Raw genomic sequence first — 9,212 nt, 5'->3', positions numbered from 1 at the left:
TGGTATTCGTGATGTTGTGCGCAGGTCTTATGCAAGGCCTTTTCGTGTCAGGCGGCGCCTTTGTTGTAGTTTATGCGGTGCATACTTTTAAAAGCAAAGAGGAGTTCAGAGCTACTCTTTCTGTATTGTGGGTAGTATTGAATACTATATTGCTTATACAGGAAGGAATTGTCGGGGAAATAACTCCGCAAAATTCTCTATTGAGTTTTTATATATTAATTCCATCTTTGCTTGGAGTGTATTTAGGTAACAGACTTCATCACAAAATAAGCGGTAAAGGTTTTTTGCTTTTATCCAATATATTGTTGCTGGTTTCAGGTATTGTCTGTTTCTTTAAAGTTTAGTTTTTTATAGGTCTTTTTGGGCTTGGATAAATAAATATTTAAGATAAAAACTGCAGACGTGTATAGAAATATCCAAACAATAAAGGCAAAAGAAATTTGTATGAAAGTAGCGTTAGTAAAAACTTTGCCGATAAGAAAGTTTGGTAAAGCCGATCCGACATAAGCCATAAAATATAAAAATGAGATAATATCGGCGCGTTCCGTGACTGCCGAGCCGGCTAATAGTATTTTTAATAATAAAGACAATCCGGCTCCGATTAAAAAACTTAGTAAAGTCAAGGTAATAAAAAAGATAACAACGTGCGGATAAGCTATGGTTAAAAACATCATGCTGCCGATTATAAAAGTAAGCGGCATGATAAGCTTTAACGATTTGGCTGGGTTTAATCCTCCTACAGTAAAACCGCCTACTGCGTTCGGCAGTGTTACGGTAAGGTAAATGATTGCAGTAAGCAAGATAACGTTATCTTGATCGTTAAACAATAAAAGAGCTATTTTTGAGCTTAAAGCCTGAAAAAAAGAAGTCTGTCCCCAGCTGCCTATGTAGCCTATAGCTGCCATAATAAAAAAAGCAGTTTTTCCTTTAGGCAGTTTGAAGGTAGGTGAAAGTACGGTTATAAGCTTTTTTACTGAAAATTTAGTATTAAGACTTTCTTTTGAAAGACAGATTAAAACAGCAAGAAAGACAGTAAAACCTAAAAATATTTCAAAAAGTCTGTCAGCGCTTATAAGATTAAAGTTAACTCCGATACCGGCAATAAGCGATCCGGTCATTAAACCCAACGAAGCTCCGGCTACGCTCATGGCAGTACCGAGCCATTCTTTTCCGGGAGGGGCTGAATCCACCGCCCAGCTCATCGCCGATCCTGTAATAATGCCGCAGTATATGCCTTGTATAAAGCGTCCTGCATTCAAGAAAAATACATTTGTACAGTCAATAAAAAATATTGTTGACACAAATGCGCAGATTAAAGCGCAAAGTACTGCTTTTTTACGTCCCAGAGCATTTGATAGTTTTGCTAAAAACAATAAAGAAACGATGCAGCCTAAAAAGTAGGAAAGCATGGTAACGGCAAGTTGGGCTGAGCTCATATTAAGTTCTTTAGCCCATAATGCCATTAAAGATATGGGCATGGATGTTGCTATAAAACAACTTATAACGGCAAGAGATGAACTTATAAAGGTAAGAATATTGGCAGATGACTTGGACATAATTTTGTTTTTACTTTGATTTTGCGGACGCAATTATCTGCCTAAAAGAAAGACTTTAAAAGAGGAAAAATTTATTTTTTACAAAATTTTTATTTTGTAAGTAAGAAAAATTTTAGATTTGAGATCTTTTAGTAACAGCTGCTATGTTTCTGCTAATAATTTTTGTGTAAATTGCGTCGGATGATAAGTTTGCAAAGTAAGGGGCTTGAAAATGCAATTAAAGTTATTGTTAATAAGTTGTATTGCTTCGGCACTGGTGATTGCTTGTAGTGAAACAGTAAGCCTTGAGGGCAGATGGGTGGAGCCGATTCCGGGAATGGAAAATAACATTCAGGGAATAGAGCTTGCAAAAGGCGGACAAGCTTCTTCTATCAATATGGCAACTTTACAGTATGAAAAATGGGATCAACAGGGAAATAAGTTGATTCTATCAGGTAAAAGTATCGGTAATGGACAAAGCGGAGATTTCACCGATATCTTAACTATTGAAAAAGTTACAGATAATGAGCTTGTTTTAAAAAAGGGAAATTTGAATATAACTTATCATAGACAGCAGTAATGTCTTAAAAATATAGTAAGTTTTTAAAAGCGCTGCTTAATTTTGAAGCAGCGCTTTATTGCGTTTTATGCAATTTTAAATTTTAAGCTTTAAAATTTGCAGTAAAGTAGGTAAGTACTCCGCCTGAAAGATTATAAGTCTTAAAGCCGTAGGCATTTAAAATTCTGCAGGCGTTATAGCCTCTGATGCCTACGGCACAGGTAATGACTATTTCTTTATCTTTATTGAGCGTATTTAAATTTTGGCGCAGGCTGTCAAGCGGCAGATTGATAAATCCCGGAATATGACGCTGTTTAAATTCATCAGGAGTTCGAACATCAATAAAAATCGCGTCTTTAAAACGAGTATTTAATTCGTCAAAGCGCGCCGTCTTAACTAAACCGTCGCGTATATTTTCAAGTATGCAGCCGGCGTAATTAATTCCGTCTCTGGCAGAACTAAACGGCGGAGCATAAACTTGCTCGTGATATGCCAGATCGTCAATCGAGCCGTTTTTGCTTAAATAAGCACTCATGATCTCAATACGTTTGGCAGCTTCCGCTCCGACAGCCTGCGCGCCTAATAACTTAAAGCTTTTTTTGTCATAAATGACTTTAAGATGGCATTGTGCGGCATTTGGATAATAACCTGCGTGTTGATTAGGATGCAGCCAAACGGCATCACAATCGACTTTTCCTTTTAGTGATCTTTCATTTAAACCGACGCTTGCTGCTTCAATGCCGAATACTTTAACGATGCTGGCCCCCATTGCTCCTTTATAGGGAAAAACCTGCAAATCTTTATTTAACAAGTTTTTAGCTATGTGAGAGCACAGAACCCGGGCCTGTTTGTTTGCAGGTCCTGCAAGGGCAATAGATGTTTTACCGCCTAAAAGCGGATCGTTAATTTCAACTGCGTCACCTAAAGCGTAGATGTCAGGATCGCTTGTTTGCATAAAGTCGTTGACTTTTATAAATCCGCGATCGTTTAAAGACAGACCGGCTTCTTTTGCAAGCACTGAATTAGGTCTGCCGCCAATAGCAAGAATTATTGCATCAAATAAGAAAGAGCCGTCTTTAAATTCGGCCTTAAGCTTGTCGCCTTCATGGGATATGTTGGTAATAGGGGAGTTTAATTTAAGCTTAATCCCGTGAGATTTTAATTCCTGATGAACAAATTGCGCCATTTCAAAATCAAAAGGCGGCAATACCTGAGGAGCTCCTTCGGCAAGAGTTACTTCAATACCTATATGATTAAGGTTTTCGGCACATTCAAGTCCGATAAAACCGCCGCCTACGACAAGCACTTTTTTAGCATCACAATTTTTAATCCTGGCTTTTATGGCGTCGGCATCAGGTACGGTTCTTAAGGTAAACACTCCGTCAATGCCGGATGCAAAAGGCGGAACGATTGCAGTACTGCCAGTTGATAAAATCAGGACATCATAATTTAAGGAATAAGTTTTATTTTTATCCTGTAATGTTACGCATTTATTGGCGCGATCAATAGAAGTAGCGGCGGTGTTATCAAGAACGTTTATATTAAAGCGATTTTCAAAAAGTTTTTTGTCAGCTACAAAGAGGTTGTCTCTGTCAGTAATAACTCCGGATAAAAAATAGGGTAAACCGCAGTTGGCAAAGGAAACATATGAACCTTTTTCTACAATGGTGATTTGAGCTTTTTCATCAAGACGGCGCAATCTTGCCGCGCAGGCTGCGCCTCCAGCGACTCCGCCTACAATTACAATATGCATTTTTCCCTTCTTATATTTTGTAAAACACTCAGTAGATTATAGGCATTTCTTGAACAGTTGGCCAAATGCTCTTGATGCAGATAGATATGAAAAATAAGATAGGGTATGTTAGTTGTGGAATGTAAAAATTTTCCGCATAAAGCGGAAAATTTAAGTCATGCGAATAATGATCGATTACTTTGCAACATTCTTTTCAAGTAGAACTAAATCAACGCCGTTAATGCCGTTGAAAACACAGGGAATGATGCCGATTTCCGAGTAACCAAGTTTTTTATAGAGATTTCTTGCGTTGGTATTTTTAGCGTTGGTATCCATTCTAAGGTACGGACATCCTTGCTCTAGAGCGTATTTTTCATAAAAAGCGACGAAGGCTCTTCCCAGTCCGCTTTTTTGCAAGTCTGGATCAACTACTAAAGTATGCATTACCATAACTTTGTCTGCAGGGACTTTATATTGCCAGTTGCCTTTGTCATATACATCAACCTGCTGCTGATTAAGGATCGCGCTGGCGACAATTTGCCCGTCTTGTTCGGCGACGAATAAGTCATCTCTTTTTAAGGCAGCTTGGGCTGTTTCCTTTTCTGGGTACACTCCCCTTTGCCAGCCGATAGTTACCAAACCTTGCTCTTCGATAGAGTGGATCTTTGCATATATATTTGCGATCGCGTTGATATCTTCAGCTTTTGCTTTTCTAATGATTAAGGCCATTTAGATTTCCTTATTTTTATTAATATGCATATTATCTGGGGATATTAAGGAAAAGCAGTACTATTTTCAACGGATCAAGCAGCGTGATTACATAAAAATATCCCGAGAAAACCTCGGGATCAATGTAAAGAATATTTACTTCAATTAATTATTGGTAACTTCATTTACCATGCCAAAGGCATTTAATGTCTTAGGGAAACCGATATAAGGTACCATTACGATCAAAGCATCGATTAACATTTGACGGCTGTTCCCTACGGAGATGTTTCCGGCTGCATGTGCTTTAACCTGCGGCTCGCATCCGCCTAATGTGCTGATGTAAACAAAGGTTAAGAATTCACGCTCTTTTAGCGTAAGACCGGTTCTGGTGTAGGTGTCGCCAAAGCAAAAACCGGTTAAAAGATCGATAGACAAGTGTTTCTCATCTTCTTTTGCGGCATTATGCATAGCATCAATGCCGGCGCCGAAGATCCCCTTTTGTACTTTAAGACCTTCATCAAAGCGATTGTCATCATTTACAGTAATTGCAGAAGGAAGCGGTAAAGCTATATCAGCTTTTTTGCATTCCTGCATGAAAACTTTTTCTGCGCGGGTTATATAAGACATACCGACGTAAGCCATTCCTTGATAGATGGTTTCACGAATTTCTACAGGGGTAACTCCGTCTTTTAATGCTTTGCTGATATTTGCAGAAAGCAGATCTTCATCGCCCAATGCGCTTAATGTTGCAATAGTGACTAAAGACTGCATTTTAGGAGATAAAGAAACATAGCTTGGTGTTTCTTTAGTCGTTACGCGATTTAGTATTTGATAAAGCTCAGTAGTGTTTTCTTCGCTGCTATTTTGTGCCATGACATTTCCTCCGAACGCAACAGTCGTTGCCAATGCGGCTGCCACAAGTAAATGTAAAAATTTTTTCATACTGTATACCTTTATTGAGGATCTGACATAAAGTCTTCATCCGACACAGGTTCAAGCCAGGTTGATTTGTTGTTAGGCACATTGGTCTCAACGGAAATATGGGTCATCCATGTCTCTATTCCGCCGCCGTGCCAATGCTCAACTTCAGGAGGAATTCTTACGACATCGCCTTTTTTGATGATTTGTACAGCTTGGCCGCGTTCCTGGTAACGTCCTTCTCCGCTTAAAACCAAAAGGATTTGACCGCCTGAATGCTTATGCCAGTTGGTACGAGTTTTTGACTCGAAGGTGACATTGCCGATTGGCGCATTGAATACGGAGTCATTTTCTGAAAGCATTGTTAGATATGACGTTCCGGTAAAGAATTTGCCGTAGGGGTTAATTGCGCCTTGTGTAAACACGGTATCAATAGGGGCTTTTTTCATTTTTTCTTCTGTTTCTCCAGCTGCGGCAGCTCCTGTTGCCAATATTGATGAACAAAGAAGTAACGGTAACAATTTTTTCATGACAAATTCCTCAAGTATAAGTTCTTTGTTTTTTAAATTAGCTTAGATTTTATCTATTGTAAAATACTATATTTATATAACTATTAATGCTTTAAAAGTATTATTTAGATTAGATGTTTATATCTCTGACATTCATTTAGTTCATGCTTTTTAGGTATAGATTTTTATAAAAACAAAGTATTTGTAATTGCCATTTGCCGCCATTATCTTTGTCCTATCAAATAGACTATCTTTGCCGGTTTGGGGAGTAATTGTTGATGGAAGGAAAAATGGTGATCAAAGGATCAATCGCGGCACTTTTTCTTGCTGCATCAGTGTCTTTATCGGTAGCTGCAGATAACAAGGTGACAGCATCAGATAATGCTTTAATGCAAAGAGATAATTCTGCCATGCCGACGCGCGTATTAAAGGAAGGTACGAAAATTAATATGCATTTTGGCGACACGATTATCCCCGGAATTTTAAATGACGGTTATACGGCGCAGGCTTTAATTGACCGTTTGCCGATTACGGTAAGGCTTAATCGCTACAGCCATGATTTTTGCGGTGTTATGGAAGATCCTCTTCCTTATCAAAAAGAAGATGAGCATTTTGGGTGGCTAAACGGGGATATTGATTTTGCAACAGACGGCAATTACTTCACGATTTTATTTGAAGACGAAGAACACTCTTCCGTATACGGCTCGCAGATTAATATCGGAGTTATTGATTGTCCCTTAAAGAATATAAGTGACTTGTCAGGAAGTTACGATGTGCTTATAGAGCTTGCAAAGTAAAAATGTAAAGTTTAAGGAGCCCGATATGAGTAATAAGTTAAAAATAGTTTTACCTCTTGTTTTATTGACTGTTTTTGCGTCAGGGTGCGCAGTTTCACCTGAGCGTAATAATTTTTGCGCGCCATCTACTTTAAGTCCGGAAATGGCGGTTACAGTCAATGCAAACACTCCTCCTCTATGGCAGGTTGTTCCTCAAAATATTAATGAATGGCACAATCTTGCCGACAATTTTGCTAAAGCAGGTGCTGCAAACGCGTTTGCACTTGCTAAAAAATACAATGTAGATATCAGTGAAGGAAAAGTCGCCGGGGTTAGAACTTTTACTTTAACACCTGTAAAAGTTGATACAGAGAAAAAAGATAAAGTCATTTTATATATTCACGGCGGTGGTTATGTTTTAGGCAGCGGCGTCGGCGGAACAGCTGAAGCTATATATTTATCCGGTCTACATAATTACAAAATTGTTTGCGTTGATTATAGATTAGCGCCTGATCATCCATTCCCTGCTGCAATTGATGACGCATTTTCTGTATACAAAGAACTTGTTAAAGAATATGGTGCTGAAAATATTGCGGTTTTCGGTACTTCTACAGGCGGAGCTATGACTTTGATTTTGTCATTACAGGCTCATGAGGCAGGAATTTCTCAGCCAAAAGCTTTGGTCTCAGGCACGCCATGGGCTGATTTGGATAAAATCGGGGATAGTTATTTTGTAAATGACGGTGTTGATAACGTTCTTGGCAATTATGATCATTTAATCAAAGCTGCAGCGCAAGCATACGCAAACGGAGCAGATCTTAAAGATCCGTTGCTGTCTCCGGTTTATGCTTCAGATGAAGCTTTAAAAGATTTTCCTTCTACGCTGCTCATTTCAGGCACCCGCGATTTGTTTTTAAGCAATACGGTACGCATGCATAAGCGTTTGCTGCTAAATGATGTCAACACTGATTTGGTTGTCTATGAAGCTTTATCTCACGCCCAGTACTATCTAAACGCTAATGCTCCTGAAACTATTGAACATTATGAAATCATCAATAAATTTTTAGATAAAAATTTTGTTAATGAGTAATCCTTGTTTCTATAAATTTATACCGGCTTTACTGCCGGCTTTTTTGATCTGGAACTTTATGTTTTATAAATAAAAATCATGAACAGTACACTCTTTTGTCAGACAAAAATCTTTCATATTACGTCATAGCTAAAAGGTATAGATCACTATATGAATATAGTATTTTTCAAGGTTTGAAAATGCGGATATTCTTGTAGAAAAGCAAATGAATTAACAGCTTTGGAGATGGCATATGTTAAAAAAGTCGATTTCATTAAAGCTTGCTCTTTGTTTATCTTTGGGATTTATAGGAAATGAAGTTATGGCACAAGATGTGATTATGACTATCGCAGATACTGATTACAAAGTAACTGTTGATGAGAATACGCAAGCAGGTAAATTATTTTTAAACTCCTTGCCACTAACTCTAAGTTTTGAGAATTTCGGATCAAATGAACGTGTTGCTTATCTTCCTAAACGGCTTGATATGGATGGTTACGACAGTCATTTATCGGTAAAACGCGGTGATATGACATATTACGTGCCGTGGGGAAATTTGGCTGTTTTTAGAAAAGCTTATTCAAGTTCGAGCGATTTGGCTCCTATAGGATCAATGCCTGAAAACGCAATTTCAGCTTTGGAGCAGTCAGGCGACAGTGAAGTCAGTTTCAAAATTAAATAAAAAGGAGATAGATAATGTTTAAAAAATTTTTAGCTGCAGGTGTTTTGGCTGCTGCATGTATTGGCGGTATTGGTTCTGTATACGCGGCAGATTTTTCTAATCACAAAACTGCCGTGGTGTATTTTACTTTGTTGCAAAACAGGGAAATGGCATCTAATGACTCACAGGCTGACAAGAAAGCAGGTAATGCTGAAGTTCTTGCGACTATGATTGCAGAAGCTACCAATGGCGATCTTTATTCATTAAAGACTGTCAAAAAATATCCTGCCGATTATGATGAAACCGTAGATATGGCTCAAGAAGAGCAGGATGCTCAAGCCCGACCTGAGCTTCAGGAAATTCCTGATATGTCTGCCTACGATACAGTATTTATCAGCTTCCCGAATTGGTGGGGTACTTATCCTATGGCAGTAGCAACTTTCCTTGATAATGTTGATTTAAAAGGAAAGAACGTTATTCCTGTCTGCACGCATGAGGGAAGCCGTTTAGGCAGAAGCCAAAGTGATTTGGAAGACGCATTGCCTGACAGTAATGTTTTGGACGGTTTTGAAAGACGCGGCGGCATGATTGCAGATGATGCAGAAACAAAAGAAGCTGTAACTGAATTTTTAAATGAACTTCAATTTTAATTAAACATCTAAATTCATCTCATTTTCCCCGTAATTAAGCACCTAAAAGTTGCGAGTTTTTACTGATCTAGTGTCTATTATATTAGACACTAGAT

General features: G+C 38.3%; 11 protein-coding genes. 6 read left to right on the top strand and 5 right to left on the bottom strand.

What is annotated here, in order from left to right; all coding sequences use genetic code 11:
• A partial coding sequence (locus QZ019_RS07860; RefSeq protein ID WP_295483931.1) for a TSUP family transporter occupies positions 1 to 344 on the top strand: 344 nt, incomplete at its 5' end.
• Here QZ019_RS07860 and QZ019_RS07855 read toward each other — a convergent pair.
• Complete coding sequence (locus QZ019_RS07855; RefSeq protein WP_148514386.1) at positions 315 to 1,556, bottom strand: MFS transporter; 1,242 nt, start codon at positions 1,554 to 1,556, stop codon at positions 315 to 317. The genes QZ019_RS07860 and QZ019_RS07855 overlap by 30 nt on opposite strands.
• 211 nt (positions 1,557 to 1,767) lie before the next feature.
• Between QZ019_RS07855 and QZ019_RS07850 the strand changes: the two genes are divergently transcribed.
• Positions 1,768 to 2,115, top strand: a complete 348-nt coding sequence (locus QZ019_RS07850) for a lipocalin family protein (protein WP_249085042.1) — start codon at positions 1,768 to 1,770, stop codon at positions 2,113 to 2,115.
• A gap of 82 nt (positions 2,116 to 2,197) precedes the next feature.
• On the opposite strand, the gene QZ019_RS07845 is transcribed toward QZ019_RS07850, so the two are convergent.
• The 4 genes from QZ019_RS07845 to QZ019_RS07830 all read right to left on the bottom strand — a co-directional run bounded on the left by QZ019_RS07845 (position 2,198) and on the right by QZ019_RS07830 (position 5,982).
• Positions 2,198 to 3,847 carry an FAD-dependent oxidoreductase gene (locus QZ019_RS07845; RefSeq protein WP_295483925.1) on the bottom strand — a complete coding sequence of 550 codons (1,650 nt, stop codon included), beginning with the start codon at positions 3,845 to 3,847 and terminating at the stop codon, positions 2,198 to 2,200.
• Positions 3,848 to 4,021: 174 nt separating this feature from the next.
• Complete coding sequence (locus QZ019_RS07840) at positions 4,022 to 4,555, bottom strand: GNAT family N-acetyltransferase (protein ID WP_295483924.1); 534 nt, start codon at positions 4,553 to 4,555, stop codon at positions 4,022 to 4,024.
• Positions 4,556 to 4,699: 144 nt separating this feature from the next.
• Complete coding sequence (locus QZ019_RS07835) at positions 4,700 to 5,476, bottom strand: carboxymuconolactone decarboxylase family protein (protein WP_295483921.1); 777 nt, start codon at positions 5,474 to 5,476, stop codon at positions 4,700 to 4,702.
• A gap of 11 nt (positions 5,477 to 5,487) precedes the next feature.
• On the bottom strand, positions 5,488 to 5,982 hold the full coding sequence (locus QZ019_RS07830) for a cupin domain-containing protein (protein ID WP_295483917.1): 495 nt from the start codon (positions 5,980 to 5,982) through the stop codon (positions 5,488 to 5,490).
• A gap of 257 nt (positions 5,983 to 6,239) precedes the next feature.
• Between QZ019_RS07830 and QZ019_RS07825 the strand changes: the two genes are divergently transcribed.
• The 4 genes from QZ019_RS07825 to QZ019_RS07810 all read left to right on the top strand — a co-directional run bounded on the left by QZ019_RS07825 (position 6,240) and on the right by QZ019_RS07810 (position 9,117).
• A complete protein-coding gene (locus tag QZ019_RS07825; RefSeq protein WP_295483915.1) occupies positions 6,240 to 6,758 on the top strand; it encodes a cyclophilin-like fold protein in 519 nt (172 codons plus the stop codon).
• 25 nt (positions 6,759 to 6,783) lie between these two features.
• Positions 6,784 to 7,827: an alpha/beta hydrolase gene (locus QZ019_RS07820; RefSeq protein WP_295483913.1), complete on the top strand. Its 1,044-nt coding sequence runs from the start codon at positions 6,784 to 6,786 to the stop codon at positions 7,825 to 7,827.
• Positions 7,828 to 8,059: 232 nt separating this feature from the next.
• Positions 8,060 to 8,488, top strand: a complete 429-nt coding sequence (locus tag QZ019_RS07815; protein ID WP_295483909.1) for a cyclophilin-like fold protein — start codon at positions 8,060 to 8,062, stop codon at positions 8,486 to 8,488.
• A 14-nt stretch (positions 8,489 to 8,502) separates the two neighbouring features.
• Positions 8,503 to 9,117 carry a flavodoxin gene (locus QZ019_RS07810; RefSeq protein WP_295483907.1) on the top strand — a complete coding sequence of 205 codons (615 nt, stop codon included), beginning with the start codon at positions 8,503 to 8,505 and terminating at the stop codon, positions 9,115 to 9,117.
• The last annotated feature ends 95 nt before the right edge of the window (positions 9,118 to 9,212 follow it).

The organism is uncultured Succinatimonas sp. (genome assembly GCF_905203285.1).
In the GTDB taxonomy this organism is placed as follows: Bacteria; Pseudomonadota; Gammaproteobacteria; order Enterobacterales; family Succinivibrionaceae; genus Succinatimonas.
The sequence above is the reverse complement of the archived record's forward strand: the minus strand, read 5'-3'. Positions and strand labels throughout refer to the sequence as shown.

What these genes read in the sequence shown, in the direction of transcription:
- QZ019_RS07850 (WP_249085042.1), top strand. Translation starts at nt 1,768, where the DNA reads ATGCAATTAAAGTTATTGTTAATAAGTTGTATTGCTTCGGCACTGGTG.
- QZ019_RS07845 (WP_295483925.1), bottom strand. Translation starts at nt 3,847, where the DNA reads ATGCATATTGTAATTGTAGGCGGAGTCGCTGGAGGCGCAGCCTGCGCG.
- QZ019_RS07810 (WP_295483907.1), top strand. Translation starts at nt 8,503, where the DNA reads ATGTTTAAAAAATTTTTAGCTGCAGGTGTTTTGGCTGCTGCATGTATT.
- QZ019_RS07840 (WP_295483924.1), bottom strand. Translation starts at nt 4,555, where the DNA reads ATGGCCTTAATCATTAGAAAAGCAAAAGCTGAAGATATCAACGCGATC.
- QZ019_RS07855 (WP_148514386.1), bottom strand. Translation starts at nt 1,556, where the DNA reads ATGTCCAAGTCATCTGCCAATATTCTTACCTTTATAAGTTCATCTCTT.
- QZ019_RS07830 (WP_295483917.1), bottom strand. Translation starts at nt 5,982, where the DNA reads ATGAAAAAATTGTTACCGTTACTTCTTTGTTCATCAATATTGGCAACA.
- QZ019_RS07825 (WP_295483915.1), top strand. Translation starts at nt 6,240, where the DNA reads ATGGAAGGAAAAATGGTGATCAAAGGATCAATCGCGGCACTTTTTCTT.
- QZ019_RS07815 (WP_295483909.1), top strand. Translation starts at nt 8,060, where the DNA reads ATGTTAAAAAAGTCGATTTCATTAAAGCTTGCTCTTTGTTTATCTTTG.
- QZ019_RS07835 (WP_295483921.1), bottom strand. Translation starts at nt 5,476, where the DNA reads ATGAAAAAATTTTTACATTTACTTGTGGCAGCCGCATTGGCAACGACT.
- QZ019_RS07820 (WP_295483913.1), top strand. Translation starts at nt 6,784, where the DNA reads ATGAGTAATAAGTTAAAAATAGTTTTACCTCTTGTTTTATTGACTGTT.